The organism is Bacteroides sp. AM10-21B, assembly GCF_003472565.1.
GTDB classification, from domain to species: Bacteria; Bacteroidota; Bacteroidia; order Bacteroidales; family Bacteroidaceae; genus Bacteroides; species Bacteroides propionicigenes.
This window is the reverse complement of sequence record NZ_QRME01000005.1, coordinates 106,903-123,680: the sequence shown is the minus strand read 5'-3', so window position 1 is coordinate 123,680 and position 16,778 is coordinate 106,903. Positions and strand designations below refer to the sequence as shown.

At 44.5% G+C, this 16,778-nt stretch carries 15 protein-coding genes and 1 riboswitch; of the genes, 8 read left to right on the top strand and 7 right to left on the bottom strand.

Translation table 11 applies throughout. The annotated features are described in order from the left end of the window. Nucleotides 1-10: 10 nt before the first annotated feature. Together DW121_RS07965 and DW121_RS07960 are read right to left on the bottom strand one after the other, a co-directional pair. Nucleotides 11-1,585, bottom strand: a complete 1,575-nt coding sequence (locus tag DW121_RS07965; protein ID WP_117711407.1) for a ribonuclease E/G — start codon at nt 1,583-1,585, stop codon at nt 11-13. 307 nt (nt 1,586-1,892) lie between these two features. Then, entirely contained in the window at nt 1,893-2,168 is a 276-nt protein-coding gene (locus DW121_RS07960) for an HU family DNA-binding protein (protein WP_004290360.1), read from the bottom strand. A gap of 196 nt (nt 2,169-2,364) precedes the next feature. Here DW121_RS07960 and mutY point away from each other — a divergent pair, with 196 nt between their 5' ends. The 4 genes from mutY (at nt 2,365) to DW121_RS07940 (ending at nt 5,939) form a co-directional block, all read left to right on the top strand. Further along, nucleotides 2,365-3,405 (top strand): A/G-specific adenine glycosylase, encoded by a 1,041-nt coding sequence (gene mutY / locus DW121_RS07955; protein WP_118323557.1) that lies wholly within the window; start codon nt 2,365-2,367, stop codon nt 3,403-3,405. Between the two features lie 71 nt (nt 3,406-3,476). Next, nucleotides 3,477-3,932 carry a single-stranded DNA-binding protein gene (locus DW121_RS07950; RefSeq protein WP_118323474.1) on the top strand — a complete coding sequence of 152 codons (456 nt, stop codon included), beginning with the start codon at nt 3,477-3,479 and terminating at the stop codon, nt 3,930-3,932. A gap of 23 nt (nt 3,933-3,955) precedes the next feature. Beyond that, complete coding sequence (gldE, locus tag DW121_RS07945) at nt 3,956-5,308, top strand: gliding motility-associated protein GldE (RefSeq protein WP_117711409.1); 1,353 nt, start codon at nt 3,956-3,958, stop codon at nt 5,306-5,308. 1 nt (nt 5,309) lies between these two features. Next, nucleotides 5,310-5,939, top strand: coding sequence for a 4'-phosphopantetheinyl transferase family protein (locus DW121_RS07940; RefSeq protein ID WP_118323556.1), 630 nt, complete (start codon nt 5,310-5,312; stop codon nt 5,937-5,939). 3 nt (nt 5,940-5,942) lie between these two features. Here DW121_RS07940 and DW121_RS07935 read toward each other — a convergent pair whose 3' ends face one another. The 3 genes from DW121_RS07935 to DW121_RS07925 all read right to left on the bottom strand — a co-directional run bounded on the left by DW121_RS07935 (nt 5,943) and on the right by DW121_RS07925 (nt 10,293). After that, entirely contained in the window at nt 5,943-7,316 is a 1,374-nt protein-coding gene (locus tag DW121_RS07935) for a tryptophanase (RefSeq protein ID WP_118323473.1), read from the bottom strand. Nucleotides 7,317-7,588: 272 nt separating this feature from the next. Further along, a riboswitch (cobalamin riboswitch) is annotated at nt 7,589-7,797 on the bottom strand. A 35-nt stretch (nt 7,798-7,832) separates the two neighbouring features. Further along, complete coding sequence (locus DW121_RS07930; RefSeq protein ID WP_117711411.1) at nt 7,833-9,629, bottom strand: ATP-binding protein; 1,797 nt, start codon at nt 9,627-9,629, stop codon at nt 7,833-7,835. Then, a complete protein-coding gene (locus DW121_RS07925; RefSeq protein WP_117711412.1) occupies nt 9,604-10,293 on the bottom strand; it encodes a response regulator transcription factor in 690 nt (229 codons plus the stop codon). The genes DW121_RS07930 and DW121_RS07925 overlap by 26 nt, the downstream gene beginning before the upstream one ends. A gap of 539 nt (nt 10,294-10,832) precedes the next feature. On the opposite strand from DW121_RS07925, the gene DW121_RS07920 reads away from it, so the two are divergent. From DW121_RS07920 to DW121_RS07905, 4 genes are all read left to right on the top strand, one after another. Continuing rightward, nucleotides 10,833-12,035: a hypothetical protein gene (locus tag DW121_RS07920; protein WP_117711413.1), complete on the top strand. Its 1,203-nt coding sequence runs from the start codon at nt 10,833-10,835 to the stop codon at nt 12,033-12,035. A gap of 278 nt (nt 12,036-12,313) precedes the next feature. Continuing rightward, nucleotides 12,314-13,123, top strand: coding sequence for a DUF3805 domain-containing protein (locus DW121_RS07915; protein WP_117711414.1), 810 nt, complete (start codon nt 12,314-12,316; stop codon nt 13,121-13,123). Nucleotides 13,124-13,186: 63 nt separating this feature from the next. Continuing rightward, nucleotides 13,187-15,076, top strand: a complete 1,890-nt coding sequence (locus DW121_RS07910; RefSeq protein WP_117711415.1) for an ABC-F family ATP-binding cassette domain-containing protein — start codon at nt 13,187-13,189, stop codon at nt 15,074-15,076. A 36-nt stretch (nt 15,077-15,112) separates the two neighbouring features. Next, complete coding sequence (locus DW121_RS07905; RefSeq protein WP_117711416.1) at nt 15,113-15,964, top strand: histidinol-phosphatase; 852 nt, start codon at nt 15,113-15,115, stop codon at nt 15,962-15,964. 37 nt (nt 15,965-16,001) lie between these two features. On the opposite strand, the gene DW121_RS07900 is transcribed toward DW121_RS07905, so the two are convergent. Then, the gene (locus DW121_RS07900) at nt 16,002-16,472 is read right to left on the bottom strand and encodes a thioredoxin family protein (RefSeq protein ID WP_117711417.1); all 471 of its coding nucleotides are present in this window, start codon (nt 16,470-16,472) and stop codon (nt 16,002-16,004) included. Between the two features lie 9 nt (nt 16,473-16,481). Further along, nucleotides 16,482-16,778 (bottom strand): thioredoxin, encoded by a 297-nt coding sequence (gene trxA, locus DW121_RS07895; RefSeq protein ID WP_118323472.1) that lies wholly within the window; start codon nt 16,776-16,778, stop codon nt 16,482-16,484.

Below are 16,778 nucleotides of genomic sequence, written 5' to 3'. Positions count from 1 at the left end.
GCCGTTTTCTTTATTTGATTTCGATTTCTTCCTTCATATCAATCTCTTCTCCTTGCGGATCGTAGAAGATATACTCCAGAAACGCTAATTTCTGGCTTGGAATAATCTTGATTCCGAATCCGTATTTCATTTGCCATTTCCGTTTCAGCGAGAGGACTCCCTGATTGATGTAGGCAGCGATATACGGGTGGATGTGTAACGAGAATCTCTTTATCTTCAATTTGTTGACAAGGTAGTCAATTTTACTCTCTAAGGTGTCCGTAAAGAGGATGGACGATTTAATAGTGCCTTTGCCGAAGCAGGTTGGACAGGTTTCCGTGGTATTCACATCCATTGCCGGACGTACTCGTTGACGAGTTATCTGCATCAATCCGAATTTGCTGAGCGGCAAGATGTTGTGGCGTGCTCTGTCTTTCTGCATATTAGCACACATACGTTCGTAAAGCTTTTGTCTGTTTTCGGCTTCATTCATGTCAATGAAATCCACTACGATAATACCACCCATATCTCTTAGTCGCAATTGGCGTGCCAGTTCATCGGCGGCTCCCAAATTCACTTCCAGTGCATTGGCTTCTTGCCCGTTGGCATTTTTGATGCGGTTACCGCTGTTCACGTCTACTACGTGAAGCGCCTCGGTGTGCTCAATAATCAGGTAAGCCCCGCTTTTGTATGAAACGGTTTTGCCAAATGACGACTTTATCTGTTTGGTGATACCAAAATTGTCGTAAATGGGAAGTTGACCCTTGTACAGCTTTACGATTCCTGCCCGTTCAGGGGCGATGAGTGTTACGTAATCCTTGATTTCGTTGAATACAGCTTCGTTGTTCACGTGGATGTTTTCGAAAGAAGGATTGAACAAGTCGCGCAATAAGCCTACGGCGCGGCTGGTTTCTTCGTAAATCAGTGTCGGAAACTTGGTTGCTTTTTGTACTTTGGTAATAGCTTCTTCCCAATGTTTCAGTAATACTTTAAGCTCTCCGTCAAGCTCGGCTACGCGTTTTCCTTCGGCAACAGTACGGACGATGACACCAAAATTCTTGGGTTTGATGCTCATCAGCAGTTGTTTGAGACGGGCGCGTTCTTCGCTTGATTTAATTTTTTGTGATACGGAAACCTTATCGTTGAAGGGGATTAGCACGAGATACCTTCCGGCAAAAGAAAGTTCGGAAGTTAGGCGCGGCCCTTTGGTCGAGATTGGTTCCTTTACGATTTGCACCACTACTTCTTGTCCTACTTTGAGTGTGTTGGATACTGTTCCGTCTTTTTCAAGATCGGGAAGTATGGCTGCTTTGGTAATTGGATTAAGCTTCTTTTTATCGCTTAAAGTTTGCTTTACGTATTTCTCTAATGAGTTAAATTGAGGACCTAAGTCCAGATAATGAAGAAAAGCGTCTTTCTCGTAACCCACGTCCACGAAGCAGGCATTCAGGCCCGGCATCAATTTCTTGACGCGTCCTAAATACATATTACCCACAGAGAAGGAAATGTTTCTTCCTTCGCTTTGGAGTTCCACCAGGCTTTTGTCTTCGAGCAAAGCGATGGAAACCTCTTTGGGCTGTACGTCTACAACGAGTTCGCTTGTCACAATAATTTGCTTTTACATTTTTATTATACAGATATTTTCTGTTCAGATTTACCGATGGGAGTTGTGTCAAAACGAAGTTTAGACACAACCTCATCAGTTTGATACTTAAACAAAGAACAAACCCGCGAGACAATTAGCTTCACAAGTTTGTTCTTTATTTTGTCTTTCAGACTAAAAATTACTTTTTGCTTTTATGTCTGTTCTTTCTTAGTCTTTTTTTACGCTTGTGCGTAGACATTTTATGTCTTTTTTTCTTCTTTCCGCTTGGCATAGCTTCAAAATTTTATGGGTTAATACTAATTGTTTATTATTTTTTCACAGCAATGGTGAATGTCTTGGCAGGTTTAAAAGCCGGAATGTTGTGTTCCGGAATGATGATGGTAGTGTTCTTTGAGATGTTACGAGCTGTTTTCTGAGCTCTCTTCTTCACTACAAAACTACCAAACCCGCGGAGATAAACATTTTCATCTTTTGATAAAGATGCCTTCACTGCGTCCATGAACGCTTCAACGGTTGTAAGTACTGTGACTTTGTCAATTCCGGTGTTCTTTGTAATTTCGTTTACAATATCAGCTTTAGTCATTTTTTCTAAAAAAAATATTATTACTATAGTTTTCTAATTTTTTGGACTGCAAATATATAGCTTTTTGGCGGCTCTAAAAAATATATTCTCGACATTTTTTGAAAAAAGTCTAAGCATTGGGCATTGTTAGACTGAAAATCCGTATTTTTGTTCTTCCGAAAAAGGACTGCATCCTTTGGGGGATATGGAACTATTTATGAATATATTGACTGAGACTTTACTGAATTGGTATGCGGATAATAAACGCGATTTGCCGTGGAGAGAAACAACCGATCCTTACCGGATATGGATTTCTGAGATTATCTTGCAGCAGACGCGGGTAGTGCAGGGATATGAGTATTTCCTTCGTTTTATCCGTCGTTTTCCTGATGTGGCGGCTTTGGCTTCGGCTTCGGAGGAGGAAGTTTTAAAATACTGGCAAGGATTGGGCTATTACTCCCGTGCCCGTAATCTGCATGCCGCCGCCAAGAGTATGAACGGCAAGTTTCCGGCAAGTTATCGGGAAGTGCGCGCTTTGAAAGGGGTGGGCGACTATACGGCTGCCGCTATTTGTTCCATTGCCTATAATATGCCGTATGCGGTGGTGGATGGTAATGTGTATCGCGTCCTTTCCCGTTATTGGGGTATTGATACTCCGATTGATTCTACGGAGGGAAAAAAACTTTTTGCGGCTTTGGCGGATGAGATGCTTGATAAATCCCGGCCGGCGACCTATAATCAGGCCATAATGGATTTTGGGGCTATTCAGTGTACGCCGCAGTCTCCCAACTGTATGTTTTGTCCTTTGGCGGATAGTTGTACCGCTTTATCAAAAGGGCTGGTGACGCAACTTCCCGTGAAGCAACATAAAACAAAAACTTCCAACCGCTACTTTAATTATATATATGTACGCATGGGCGCGCGTACTTTTATACATAAGCGGACGGACGACGATGTTTGGAAGAACTTGTTTGAGTTGCCGTTGGTTGAAGCGGATAAGGACTTGTCTGAAGAGGAATTCCTTGCATCGGCTTCTTTTCGATCACTTTTGGCGGAGGGGGAGACGCCGGAAGTGCGTTCGGTGCTTCGGAATGTGAAACATATTTTGTCGCACAGGGTGATTTATACTAACTTTTATGAAGTTGTGTTGCCGGAGAACTCCCGTTCGTTTTCGGGTTATCAGTGCATCAGGGTGGAAGATTTGGAACAATATCCGGTATCTCGTCTGGTGCATGCGTTCTTGGAGAAATATGTATAAAAGTTGGCTGTATTCTTGCATGATGTTGTTATTCTCGTTAATTTTGGCAACAAATATAAAATTGAAAGTATATGTCAGTAAATAAAGTGATATTGGTAGGAAATGTAGGGCAACCTCCAAAAGTGACCTACTATGACGGTGGTAATTGCGTAGCGCAAGTATCTTTTGCCACTTCAGAAAAAGGGTACACTTTACAGAATGGAACACAAATACCGGACCGCACTGAATGGCATAATCTTGTATTTCGCAATCGGTTGGCTGAAGTTGTTGATCAATACGTGCATAAAGGAGACAAACTTTATGTGGAGGGCAAGATACGGACTCGTTCGTATGATGACCAGACCGGTGCAAAACGGTATGTAACAGAGATTTTTGTAGATAGCATGGAAATGCTTTCTGCAAGAAATACAACTCCCGGGGCTGCACCGCAGACCGGTATGCCGGGACAGGCGGGTGCTCCCGTACAGTCAGCACAATCGCAGGCGGCTCCTGCACAGAATAATCCAACGGACGATTTACCGTTCTAATTGTTTAACTAAAACCAAAATCTTTGGACCCAGACGCTTATTTATGCCAGTTGGCAGATATTTTTAACGGTATAACCGTACAAACTCCTTCTGTTTCGGCTATTATAGCCATTGTATTGGCAGGTGTGCTTTTACTTGCTTCCGGTTTTGCTTCGGCTTCCGAAATAGCATTCTTCTCACTGTCTCCTTCCGATTTGAATACTATTGGAGAGGGGAAACACCCTTCTGACGAGAAAATCAGGAATTTGTTGGATGATACGGAGCGATTATTGGCTACGATATTGATTACGAACAACTTTGTGAACGTAACGATTATTATGCTCTGCAACTTCTTCTTTATGAATGTATTCCTGTTCCATTCGGTTATTGCGGAGTTCGTGATTCTGACGGTTGTCCTGACTTTCCTGTTGTTGCTTTTCGGAGAGATTATGCCAAAAATCTATTCGGCGCAAAAGACATTGGCTTTTTGTCGTTTTGCTGCTCCCGGCATTATGGCGTGTCGTTCCATCTTCTATCCGTTATCTTCGGTATTGGTGCGTTCCACTTCGTTTCTCAACAAGCATTTCGTACGGAAGAACCATAACATTTCAGTGGATGAACTGTCGCATGCGTTGGAGTTGACAGACAAAGCCGAACTTTCAGAAGAGAACAATATATTGGAGGGTATTATTCGTTTTGGCGGTGAGACGGCTAAGGAAGTAATGACATCCCGTTTGGATGTGGTGGATTTGGAGATTCGCACTCCTTTTAAGGATGTGTTGAAGTGTATTGTAGAGAATGCTTATTCACGTATTCCTGTTTATGCGGAAACACGTGACAATATAAAGGGAGTGCTTTATATCAAAGACCTGCTTCCCCATCTGAATAAGGGAGATAATTTCCGTTGGCAGTCGTTGATTCGTCCGGCATACTTTGTTCCGGAAACCAAGATGATTGATGATTTGCTCCGTGATTTTCAGGCGAACAAGATTCATATCGCTATTGTGGTGGATGAGTTCGGAGGAACATCGGGCATCGTTACAATGGAAGACATTATAGAGGAGATTGTGGGTGAGATACGTGACGAATATGATGATGAAGAGCGTACCTATGCAGTTCTCAATGACCACACATGGGTCTTTGAAGCCAAAACACAGCTGACAGATTTCTACAAGATAACCAAGATAGATGAGGAGACCTTTGACGAGGTGGCGGGTGATGCCGATACTTTGGCGGGACTGTTGCTTGAATTGAAAGGGGAGTTTCCCGCACTTCATGAGAAGGTGACTTACAATTGTTATGAATTTGAAGTTCTTGAAATGGACAACCGCCGTATCTTAAAAGTGAAATTCACGGTTAATGAACCTGTTCGGGAAAGTTCTGAAACAGAAAAATAAAATGCCTGTCTTTAAACAATATACCGACAGCTCTTGCAGGTGGGGCATTTGGAAAACCGATGAGACGTTGGAAGAACTGTTTGCCTTGCTTCCCCATAGAGAAAAATATGAGGCGGATATTCGGGTATTTACGGCTGAGTCCCGTAAATTGGAGCGGCTGGCCGTCCGTGTATTGCTGTATGTGATGCTTGGTGAAGAGAAAGAGATAGGTTACCATCCCAATGGAAAACCGTATTTGGCGGACAGCTCTTTCTCTATCAGCATTTCGCATACCAAGGGCTATGTTGCCGTTTTGTTGGGCAGGCCGGAGAAAGAAGTGGGTATCGATATCGAATTTTATGGCGAGCGGGTACGTAAGGTAGCGCATAAATTCATGCGGGAAGATGAACGGATTTCTTTGTTCGGAGATACGGAAACATGGTCGTTGCTGCTCCATTGGTCTGCCAAGGAAACCATGTTTAAGTGTATGAATGCTTCCGATGTGGATTTTCGGGAGCATTTGCATGTGCTGCCGTTTACGGTCGGCGAACAAGGAGTATTCTCCGCCGAGGAATATCGTACGGCGGAGAAACGGAATTTTCAGATTCACTACTGCTTGTTTCCGGATTTTGTTCTAACGTTGAGCCTGTAATTCCTACAGTCGTTCCAGTTGTACGGTAAAGTGGCGCATTAGCGGGGCTTCCCATGCAATGCGTACTCCTCTTGTGATAGTCTCACGCTTGTCATATACATTCTTGAGTGCGGCGGCTATTACATTCATATGATTGTCGGTGTACACGCGGCGTGGAATGGCAAGGCGGAGCAAGTCAAGTCCGTTGAAGCGGTTCTCGCGGGTAACGGGGTCACGGTCGGCAAGCAAATAACCTATTTCACATCCTCGTATGCCGGCTTCCAGATACAGCTCTACGGTCAATGTCTGTGCCGGGAATTCTTCTTTGGGTACGTGTGTCAGTACTTTGGGGGCGTCTACAAAGATTGCATGTCCTCCGGCAGGACGCTGGTAAGGTATTTCATACTCATCCAGTTTCTTTGCCAGATATTCTACTTGGCGGATGCGGGTTTCAAGATTGTCGAACTCGGTGTTTTCATCCAAGCCGATGGCAAGCGCATTCATGTCGCGGCCGTTCATGCCGCCATAAGTAAGGTAGCCCTCGAACTGCACGCAGAATCCTTTGGCCCCTTCGTACCAGTCCTGTCGGCGGGTTGCGATAAATCCGCCCATATTGACGATGCCGTCTTTCTTGGCGCTCATGGTCATGCCGTCTGCAAGGGCAAACATTTCTTTGGTGATTTCCTTAATGCTCTTGTCCTTGTAACCTTCCTCGCGGGTTTTGATGAAATAAGCGTTTTCGGCAAAGCGGGCAGAGTCAAAAAGGACAGGCTTGTCGTACTTGTCGGCAATGCTTCGGACTTCACGAAGGTTCTGCATGGAAACGGGTTGTCCTCCGGCTGTGTTGTTGGTGATGGTGACAATGACGAACGGTATGCGGTCACTATGTTCCTGCAATGCTTTTTCCAATTTGGCAGGGTCTACATTCCCTTTGAAGGGGATTTCCAGTTGTGTTTGTTTGGCTTCGTCTATCGTGCAGTCCAGCGCTATTGCCTTCCGGCTTTCGATGTGTCCTTTGGTTGTGTCGAAATGGGAGTTTCCCGGTACTATGTCCCCCTCATGCACCAGATAGGAGAACAATACATTTTCGGCGGCACGCCCCTGATGGGTAGGGATGACGTATTCAAATCCGGTGAGACGGGTGATAACCTCTTTCAGGTTGAAGAAAGAAGAAGCGCCTGCGTAACTTTCGTCCCCAAGCATTATGCCTGCCCATTGCCGGTCGCTCATGGCTCCTGTTCCCGAGTCGGTGATGAGGTCGATATAGACTTGTTCTGATTTCAGCTGAAAAACGTTGTAATGAGCCTCTTTCAACCACTGTTCACGTTCTTGGCGGGTACTTTTGCGGATAGGTTCCACCATTTTAATTTTCCATGATTCGGCAAATGGTAATTCCATAGATTCTTAATTTTTATAAGTTCGACAATAGGTCAACGGAAGAATCCGTTTGTTGTGTTTTTATGTGCCGAATATAATGATTTTGCGGGTGATAGGCAATCTTTTATGACTTTTTGTAAAACAAATGTCCGGACGAATCACTTCGGCCGGACATCATTTAAATAAACTTGGCAGAGTTTATTCTCTTTTACTTTCTTTGAAAGAGTTTTGATGAATGAAATGATTGGATGAATTATCCGGTTCATTAGACTCAACGCTTTTTCCTCGAAAGCAATGATAAAACAGTGCATGGCAGGTCTTCTGACTTGTTTCTGTTGCAAACAGCCTTCCCGGAATATGCTTCCAGTGGCATGGAGAGAGTTTATAGCCTGCAACATTATGTGAAACTTACAGCAGCGGGACTGTCCAGGATTTGCACCTGATTCCCTTTTAATTGCCTCCTTTGAAAGAAAGGAGGCAAACCAATGCATCGCAAAGATAATGAAAAAAGTGACATACAAGAATGAATGGAGAGAATTATTTCTCCTTTGCCAGCGTGAACACAAATTCCAGTCCACCCCCCTGATTGTTCTTGGCGGAGATTGTTCCACCGTGGATAATGACGGCGTTTTTCACGATGGCAAGTCCCAAGCCTGTGCCGCCCAGTTTGCGTGAGCGTCCTTTGTCTACGCGGTAGAAGCGTTCGAACAGGCGGTTCAGGTGCTCCGGCGAAACACCCACTCCGGTATCCGCAAAACTGAAATAATAGAAATTCTCGTCTTCGCGGAAGCAGTTGATGTTGATGTGGATATTCGTTCCGGCATAAGCTATGGCGTTATCCATGAGATTGCGGAATATGGAGTAGAGCAATGAATAGTTGCCTTTTAGTTGTATCTTGGGTTGCAGGCTGTTGATGACGGTAATATGTTTTTCTTCCAATTCCAGCGACACTTCATTGACTATATTGGTGACGAGCATACTGATGTCCACCTTTTCCATATCAATCATGTTGGCGGCTTCATCCATGCGCGTCAGTACGGAAATATCCCGCAGCAGGCGGCTGAGGCGATTGCTTTGGGCATAGCACCGTTCGAGGAAGGTCTGCATCTTTTCATGCGAGATATTCTCGTTGTTGACGATAGTTTCCAGATACCCCTGAATGCTGCTTACGGGAGTCTTCAGTTCGTGGGCGATGTTCTGCGTGAGTTGCCGTTTCAGGCGTATCTGTTCTTCTTCCAGCGTGATGTCATTGATGGAGATTTCAAAACTCAAGTCTTGGAAGATGATGCATTCTACAATGAATATGCGTCCGTTCTTATTGATATTGATGGACAGCCGTTTTTCTTCTTTATCCGAGGGCCGTTTTTGCGCCTTGCTGATGAAGTCGGTTATCTTCTGGAACTCACAGATGGAGAATATCTCTTCTGTGGTCTGCAGGTTAGAGTCGGAAATGAGGTTGCCGTATTGGGTAAAAAGGTTGTTGACAAGAATTTCCTTCTTGTCTTTGGTGAACACTCCCAGTCCTTCGCGAGAGGTTTGCAGGTGGGTGATGAGCTTTTCACGTTCGATGTACAGCGCTTCTTTTGTTTCGCGCAGACGTCTGTATATCTGTATGATGTGCTGGGAAATCTCGCCAAGTTCGTTGTGCGGAAAGGCGGATTGTATATCGGTTTCCACAGGTTCGTTCTTGTCGGCGCGCTTGGCAAATTCGCGCAGGTGGTTGATTGCCGTACCAAGTTTGGATGTAAACTTGTAGAAGACGAATATCAGCAATAAGGTTACAATGGCTGTAAACCAAAGGTAATGCGGGTCGGCGGCAAGACTGTTTATCAGGTTTACGTTGTAGGGCAGCGCCGAGCGGATTATATAATCTGGGTAGAGGGTTGCCGAATAGAAATAAGGGATGCCGGTTGTTTCGGAAGTACGTCTTAAATCATACCCTTTCCCGTCTTTTAGCGCCTTTTGAATTTCCTGACGATTGATGTGGTTGCTGAACGCTTCTTGGAACGTTTCATTATAGCTGTCATAAAGCACGTCTCCGTGCAAATTTATGATGGTGACACGCAGATTCTTGTGCGAGCCTTTGGTGATGTATTTATCCAAAGCGGCACTCCACAGGCTGTCGGGAGTACTCCTCAATTCCTGTTGCAGGCGTTCGTTGTAGTCTTGCAGCTGTGTGTCAAGCAACTCCACTTTATACTCTTTCTCCCGTTGGTATTGATAAGCAATAAAGCAGCCGGCAAAAACAAGAAACAATGAAATCACCGAAAGAAACAACTTCCGGCTGAACGACAGGAAATGCCCGTCATTATTCGGCTTCAAAGCAATAACCATATCCTAAACGAGTTACAATACATTTGCCATATATTCCTATTTTCTTGCGCAGACGGGTGATGTTTACGTCTATGGTGCGGTCCAGTACATATACTTCGTCGCTCCAGATGCGGCTTAATATGTCCTCACGCGAGAATACGCGTCCTTTGTTTTGCAGTAACAGGAGCAATATCTCGAACTCTTTCTTGGTGAGGGGCGCTTCTTCACCGTCTATGCTTACTTTCTTTTTGATGATGTCGAGCACTAATGACTTGTAGACGATTTGTTCCGGTGCGTGTTCCGTTTCTCCTTGCCGGGTGCGGCGCAGCACTGCTTTGACGCGTGCGGCTACTTCGCGCAGGGAAAACGGTTTGGAGATATAATCATCCGCTCCCAGATTGAATCCCGTTACCGTATCGTTTTCAGTGTCTTTGGCGGTGATGAAGATGATGGGCACTTGGGCGGTTTTTTTCTCCTTCTTCAGCATACTTGCCATTTTGAATCCGGAGATTTCTCCCATCATCACATCCAGCAGCAACAGGTTGTAAGCACTGATGTCCATTTTCAAGGCTTCTTCGGCAGAATTCGCAGTATCTACCTCGTAACCTTCGTTTTCGAGATTGAACTTTAAGATTTCGCATAAATCTTCTTCGTCGTCTACTACTAAAATCCGGTATTCGTTCATTGTACTTCTTTATTAATGTAATGAGAGACTGCAACGCCTCTTTATTACAAAGTTAAACTTTATTTCTTTTCTTCGACAAAATTGGGGCATTTTTGTTACGATAGAGTGAAACAAGTATTACATTGTGATTACAAAATTCCGGTGGCAATAGGTTGTGTGCTTTTTTAGGCACGGATGACGCGGATTTCACTGTTCTCTTTTAGGCTTATCCGTACCAAATGACTTTTTCAAGCGTGTCAAATGACTTTTTCAAGCGTATCAAACAAGTTTTTCAAGTATATCAAACGGGATTATTATCATAACAAAATGCATTATCTGTTTTATAAGAACGCATTATCTGTTTTGTTAAAACGCATTATCTGTTTCGTTAGGATACATCATCTGTCCTGTCATTAGCTTCGCTCAAAACACTTTAAACAGAGCAACCTTACCCTTAAATAAAGTGGACAATTCCAAACGAGTAACAGTTTTCTTATCCCATTAGCATATAAATAGAGATTTATATGCTAAATTTGTGTGGTTTTAATGGGAATGACTGTATGAAAGAACTTATGAGCATGATGAGGTGGAAGCAATCCAAATGGCGTATGTCATTAGCGGTGGCTGTGTTGGCGATTGTAGTTATCGGTTCAATTTGGTTGAATGTTGCTCCTTTTCGCTCCGGTTTTGAGATAACGGATGAATTGGGAGGAAATATATTCCCTTCCAGTATTTTGTCTGTTGCAACAACGGATGCTCAGGTCATTGTTCCGGTCGACTCGATGTTTGTCGGAAACCCCAAGTCTTGCATCGCAGTGAAGGTACGCTCTGCAAAAGCGTATAGCAGGGTGAGGGTGGAGGTTGCGGAAACGCCTTTCTTCTCCCGTTCCGTTTCGGAGTTCGTATTGGCGAAGCCGCGTACCGAATATATTATTTACCCCGATATTATCTGGAACTATGAAGCGTTGAAAAACAATAATCAGGCGGAGCCGATAAGTGTTGCCATTACGGTGGAAATGAATGGAAAGGAACTGGGGCAGCGGGTACGTACGTTTTCGGTGCGCAGCATCAACGAGTGTTTGTTGGGGTATGTCACGGGAGGTACAAAATTCCATGATACCGGAATCTTCTTTGCGGCATATGTAAATGAGGAAAATCCTATGATAGACCAATTATTGCGTGAAGCCCTGAATACCCGTATAGTGAACCGATTTTTGGGCTATCAGGGCAGCCCCGAAGCTGTGGATAACCAAGTGTATGCCTTGTGGAATGTTTTGCAGAAACGTAAATTCCGTTATAGTTCCGTTTCCAATACGAGCCTCTCCAGCAATGTGGTCTTTTCCCAGCGGGTGCGTACGTTCGACGATGCTTTGGAGTCATCACAAATAAATTGTGTGGACGGAAGCGTCTTGTTTGCTTCTTTGCTTCGTGCCATTAATATAGAGCCGATACTGGTGCGTACGCCCGGACATATGTTTGTGGGCTATTACACCGATGCGAGCCATAAGGACATGAAGTTCCTTGAGACTACCATGATTGGCGATGTGGACTTGGATGATTTCTTTCCCGACGAACAGCTGGACTCTACTATGGTGGGAAAGACGCAGAACCAGATGTCCCGCATCACTTTTGAGAAAAGTAAAGAATATGCAAGCAAGAAATATAGAGACAACGAAAAAGGCATTCATTCCGGCAGATTGAATTATATGTTTCTGGAAATATCCAAGGACGTAAGAAGAAAGATACAGCCTATTGGTAAATAATCAGGATAAACTAACCGTGTCGGAAACTCATTAGTTTATAGAATGTTAAATTAAATATCTTAAAATATTGATGCACATATTGTTTCATTGATTATCTTTGCATTCGAAAAAATAGAGTTAAAATATAATACGATATTGGAGACCTACAAAGTCTTCATTCATAGATGATGATTGGAACAGCCGGTTCGTGAGAATCGGTTGTTTTTTTGTTGCATTGTTTGCATATCAACGGTTGTAATGTTACTTTTGCAAGAAAGAAGTCATTTAGTCAATGAAGTATGGAACAAGGTAAGAAATTTATTTCTCCGGGAGCATGGTTCTCTATGGTTTATCCGGCAGACTGGAACGAATTTGAAGACGGGGAAGGCTCTTTCCTGTTTTATAATCCTAATGAGTGGACAGGCAATTTCCGTATATCGGCCTATAAAGGCAGTACGGCATACGGCAAGGAAGCCGTCAGACAGGAACTAAAGGAGAATGCTTCGGCTGCGCCTGTAAAGGTAGGGCACTTGGATTGTGCTTACAGCAAAGAAATGTTCGAGGAAGAAGGCGCGTACTATACCTCTCATCTTTGGATAGCAGGAATAGGCGATGTCGCTTTTGAATGTTCGTTTACGGTGCGCAAAGGAGAACCGGTGGCAGAGGCGGAGAGCGTCATAGCTTCATTGGAAGTCCGCACAGCCAACCGGAAATATCCGGCAGAGATAATCCCGGTACGCCTTTCGGAAATTTATCAAATAAACGAGGCGTACGAGTGGGTGAGCGCCACCGTGAAAGAACAATTGAAAAAAGACTTTCAGGGGCAGGAGGAAGATATAGCCAATATGCAGCAGATGATGGACAGCGGCAGCATCAGTGCCAAGAAAAAAGAGGCATGGTTGGCGTTGGGCATTACGCTTTGCGTCATTTTGGCTAATGAGATAGACGGTTTGGAGTGGCGTACGCTGGTCGACGGCAACCGTGAAGCTCCCGTTCTTGTGAATACGGCAAACGACATGATGATAGACCCGATGAAATTAGTATGGAGCAAAGTGAAAGCCGGAGAACCCTGCGACCTTGCGGAAATCTATAAGAATCTACTTTCATAAGTCCCTGTCCGCAGGACAGATTTCTCTCCGTATGGCAACTATTAACTTTCAACTATCAAAACATTGGCAGCAGTAAATTCAATCCTCCAAGTGGAAAACCTGACCAAGTCATTCGGTGACTTGGTGTTATTTGAAAATATATCTTTTGGACTGTCCGAAGGGCAGCGTGTAGGACTCATTGCCAAGAATGGCAGCGGAAAGTCCACATTACTCAATATCCTTTCGGGAAAGGAAGGCTATGACAGCGGTACAATCTCTTTCAGACGTGATATAAGGGTAGGCTATCTGGAACAAGACCCTCAATATCCGGAAGAACTGACCGTATTGGAAGCCTGTTTCCATCATGGCAACAGCACCGTGGAACTGATTAAAGAGTACGAGCGTTGCATGGAGACGGAAGGGCATCCCGGTTTGGACGAGATTCTGGTGCGTATGGACCATGAGAAAGCGTGGGAGTACGAGCAGAAAGCCAAACAAATCCTTTCACAACTCAAAATCCGTGATTTCAACCAGCAGGTGAAGTCCCTTTCAGGCGGACAACTGAAGCGCGTAGCGCTTGCCAATACACTTATCACCGAACCCGATATCCTGATATTGGATGAACCTACCAACCACTTGGACCTCGACATGACCGAGTGGCTGGAAGACTATCTGCGCCGTACCAACCTGACCCTGTTGATGGTGACGCACGACCGTTACTTCCTCGACCGCGTTTGTTCGGAGATTGTTGAAATAGACAACCGCCGGATATACCAGTACAAGGGCAATTATAGCTATTATCTGGAAAAACGCGAAGAACGTATCGAAGCCAAGACGGTGGAGATAGAACGCGCCAACAACCTGTATCGTACGGAGCTCGAATGGATGCGCCGTATGCCGCAGGCCAGAGGTCATAAGGCGCGCTATCGGGAAGATGCTTTTTATGAGTTGGAGAAAGTGGCCAAGCAACGTTTCAACAATGATAATGTAAAGCTGGATGTAAAGGCGTCTTACATCGGCAGCAAGATATTTGAAGCAGACCATCTTTATAAGTCATTCGGTGACTTGAAGATACTGGACGATTTCTCTTACATCTTTGCCCGTTATGAGAAGATGGGTATTGTAGGTAATAACGGTACGGGAAAGTCCACTTTCATCAAGATACTGATGGGACATGAACAAGCGGACAGCGGTACGCTGGATATAGGCGAAACCGTTCGCTTCGGTTACTATTCGCAGGACGGCTTGCAGTTTGACGAACAGATGAAGGTCATAGATGTGGTGCAGGACATTGCGGAAGTGATAGAACTGGGTAACGGCAAGCGCCTCACGGCATCGCAGTTCCTGCAACATTTCCTCTTTACACCCGAAACGCAGCATAGCTATGTCTATAAGCTGAGCGGTGGCGAGCGTCGTCGTCTCTATCTGTGTACGGTATTGATGCGCAATCCGAACTTCCTGGTGCTGGATGAGCCTACCAATGACCTTGACATTGTAACATTGAATGTACTGGAGGAATATTTGCAGAACTTCAAGGGCTGCGTCATTGTGGTGAGCCACGACCGCTACTTCATGGATAAGGTGGTAGACCACTTGCTGGTATTTAACGGTCAGGGAGATATTCGCGATTTCCCCGGCAACTATACTCAGTATCGCGACTGGAAAGACGTGAAAGCCACCCAAGAGAAAGAGAAGGAGAAAGAAGCTGCAAAGGCTCAGGAAGAGAAGACTGCGAAAGTTCGTTTGAATGAAAAGCGTCGTATGTCTTTTAAAGAAAAACGCGAATTTGAGCAACTCGAACAGGATATTGCAGCATTGGAAGCCGAAAAGCAGTCCATTGAAGATGCCTTGTGCAGTGGTACGCTGTCCGTAGATGAATTGACGGAGAAGTCGAAACGCCTGCCGGAATTGGCGGACTTAATTGATGAGAAGACAATGCGCTGGTTGGAATTAAGCGAAATAGAGTCGAACTGAAGTTCGGGAATAATAATTTAATGAAAGAATAAGAGGATGAGCAGGAGTGAAAATCTGACGAATTATCATAGTCACAGTCTGTATTGTGACGGACGTGCAGGCATGGAAGACTTCGTACGGTTTGCTTTGAGCGAGGGATTTACTTCGTATGGCTTTTCATCCCATGCCCCTTTGCCTTTTTCTACGGCATGGACGATGGAGTGGGATAGTATGGACGACTATTTGGCGGAATTTCATCGGATGAAAGAGAAATATGCCGGTAAGATAGAACTTTACCTCGGCTTGGAAATAGATTATCTGAATGAGGAGAGCAACCCCTCCGTTACCTGTTTTCGGGAACTGCCGTTGGACTACCGCATCGGGTCCGTACATATGTTGTATAATGATAAATCAGAGGTCGTTGATGTAGATGTTCCGGCTGATACCTTCAGGCATATAGTGGATGAACATTTCTGCGGTGACTTGGAGCAGGTTGTTCATCTGTATTACGGGCGGTTGAGACGTATGTTGGAGTTAGGCGGTTTTGATATAGTGGGACACGCGGACAAGATGCACTATAACGCTGCCTGTTACCGTCCCGGTCTGCTCGATGAACACTGGTATGATACACTCGTAAAAGAATACTTTGAGGATATTGCCGCACATGGCTATCAGGTGGAAATCAATACCAAGTCTTACCATGATTTGGGAACTTTCTATCCCAATGAACGCTATTTCCCGTTATTGCGTAACTTAGGTATTCGTGTTCAGGTCAATAGTGATTCTCATTATCCGGAACGGATAAATAGCGGCCGCCCGGAAGCATTACGGGCATTGAAGAAAGCCGGCTATAAAAACGTAATGGAAATATATGACGGTGTATGGCAGGAAATGCCGATAGTCTTATAAGCATAAATCGCCATTTCCTGCTTTGACACACTTTGTTTTATTTTTTCAACAAGAACTCATCAATTGCTTTCTTGTAAGTTGCCTTGTCGGCAGCTCCGCGGAACAACTGGGGTTCGCCTTGCATCGGGATAAAGACGAATAAAGGAATACTGGTGGCATTGAACAAGGCAGCCAGTTCTTTTTCCTTATCCACGTTGACTTTGTATATCACAATTTTCCCGGCATATTCTTTCGCCAGCTCTTTCATGATAGGAGCAGTCATTCGGCAGGGTCCGCACCAGTCGGCATATAAGTCGATGATGGCGGGTTTGTCACCTTTGTATTTCCACTCTTTGGTCTTCTCGTAGTCGAATATGTCCTTGATAAACATATCTTTATTCATTACGATTACGCTACCCTCTTGGGTGGTCTCTTGCGTTTCCGCCGGTTTTTGCTTGGCTCCATCGGTACAGGCATAAGTAAGTATGCTTGAGAAGATGAGAGCCGCCATAGTTATAATTTTCTTCATTTGTTCTAATTATGAGTTTTGTTCGATAATGGCTTTAAGCTCTTTACTGCTGATTACACCGGAATGACGCCATACCGCTTCACCTTTTCTGAACAAGATGAAAGTAGGAACCATTTGTATGCGATAGCTTGCAGCCAGTTCTTCATGCTGGTCTACATCTATTTTTGCGATACGTGCCCTTTCGCCGATTTCACTTTTCAACGCTTCCAGTACCGGATGCATTGCTTTACAAGGGCCACACCATGTAGCAAAGAAGTCCACTAAAACAGGTTTTTCTGATTGTATTAATTCTTCAAACTTTTCCAT

Bases quoted from the DNA above. Each gene is read 5' to 3' on its own strand.
- DW121_RS07960 (WP_004290360.1), bottom strand. From the start codon at position 2,168: ATGACTAAAGCTGATATTGTAAACGAAATTACAAAGAACACCGGAATT.
- mutY (WP_118323557.1), top strand. From the start codon at position 2,365: ATGAATATATTGACTGAGACTTTACTGAATTGGTATGCGGATAATAAA.
- DW121_RS07950 (WP_118323474.1), top strand. From the start codon at position 3,477: ATGTCAGTAAATAAAGTGATATTGGTAGGAAATGTAGGGCAACCTCCA.
- DW121_RS07940 (WP_118323556.1), top strand. From the start codon at position 5,310: ATGCCTGTCTTTAAACAATATACCGACAGCTCTTGCAGGTGGGGCATT.
- DW121_RS07935 (WP_118323473.1), bottom strand. From the start codon at position 7,316: ATGGAATTACCATTTGCCGAATCATGGAAAATTAAAATGGTGGAACCT.
- DW121_RS07930 (WP_117711411.1), bottom strand. From the start codon at position 9,629: ATGGTTATTGCTTTGAAGCCGAATAATGACGGGCATTTCCTGTCGTTC.
- DW121_RS07925 (WP_117711412.1), bottom strand. From the start codon at position 10,293: ATGAACGAATACCGGATTTTAGTAGTAGACGACGAAGAAGATTTATGC.
- DW121_RS07920 (WP_117711413.1), top strand. From the start codon at position 10,833: ATGAAAGAACTTATGAGCATGATGAGGTGGAAGCAATCCAAATGGCGT.
- DW121_RS07915 (WP_117711414.1), top strand. From the start codon at position 12,314: ATGGAACAAGGTAAGAAATTTATTTCTCCGGGAGCATGGTTCTCTATG.
- DW121_RS07905 (WP_117711416.1), top strand. From the start codon at position 15,113: ATGAGCAGGAGTGAAAATCTGACGAATTATCATAGTCACAGTCTGTAT.
- DW121_RS07900 (WP_117711417.1), bottom strand. From the start codon at position 16,472: ATGAAGAAAATTATAACTATGGCGGCTCTCATCTTCTCAAGCATACTT.
- trxA (WP_118323472.1), bottom strand. From the start codon at position 16,778: ATGGAAAAGTTTGAAGAATTAATACAATCAGAAAAACCTGTTTTAGTG.